Below are 1,047 nucleotides of genomic sequence, written 5' to 3' on the forward strand. Positions count from 1 at the left end.
AACGCGAAGCTCTTGATCGAAGCCCCGGTAAACGGCGGCCGTAACTATAACGGTCCTAAGGTAGCGAAATTCCTTGTCGGGTAAGTTCCGACCTGCACGAATGGCGTAATGATGGCCAGGCTGTCTCCACCCGAGACTCAGTGAAATTGAACTCGCTGTGAAGATGCAGTGTACCCGCGGCAAGACGGAAAGACCCCGTGAACCTTTACTATAGCTTGACACTGAACACTGGTCCTTGATGTGTAGGATAGGTGGGAGGCTTTGAAGCGTGGACGCCAGTCTGCGTGGAGCCGTCCTTGAAATACCACCCTTTAATGGCTGGTGTTCTAACGTAGACCCGTAATCCGGGTTGCGGACAGTGTCTGGTGGGTAGTTTGACTGGGGCGGTCTCCTCCCAAAGAGTAACGGAGGAGCACGAAGGTTAGCTAATCCTGGTCGGACATCAGGAGGTTAGTGCAATGGCATAAGCTAGCTTGACTGCGAGAGTGACGGCTCGAGCAGGTGCGAAAGCAGGTCATAGTGATCCGGTGGTTCTGAATGGAAGGGCCATCGCTCAACGGATAAAAGGTACTCCGGGGATAACAGGCTGATACCGCCCAAGAGTTCATATCGACGGCGGTGTTTGGCACCTCGATGTCGGCTCATCACATCCTGGGGCTGAAGTAGGTCCCAAGGGTATGGCTGTTCGCCATTTAAAGTGGTACGCGAGCTGGGTTTAGAACGTCGTGAGACAGTTCGGTCCCTATCTGCCGTGGGCGCTGGAGAATTGAGGGGGGCTGCTCCTAGTACGAGAGGACCGGAGTGGACGCATCACTGGTGTTCGGGTTGTCATGCCAATGGCACTGCCCGGTAGCTAAATGCGGAAAAGATAAGTGCTGAAAGCATCTAAGCACGAAACTTGCCCCGAGATGAGTTCTCCCTGAGACTTTAAGTCTCCTGAAGGAACGTTGAAGACGACGACGTTGATAGGTCGGGTGTGTAAGCGCAGCGATGCGTTGAGCTAACCGATACTAATGAACCGTGAGGCTTAACCTTACAACGCCGAAG

At 53.8% G+C, this 1,047-nt stretch carries 1 rRNA gene; it reads left to right on the plus strand.

Going from position 1 to position 1,047, the window contains the following annotated elements:
• Positions 1 to 1,035 (plus strand): 23S ribosomal RNA (locus tag FHC52_RS22480); the annotation flags it as partial.
• Between the last annotated feature and the right edge of the window lie 12 nt (positions 1,036 to 1,047).

It is taken from the genome of Enterobacter sp. EC_64 (assembly GCF_019584165.1).
In the GTDB taxonomy this organism is placed as follows: Bacteria; Pseudomonadota; Gammaproteobacteria; order Enterobacterales; family Enterobacteriaceae; genus Enterobacter; species Enterobacter roggenkampii.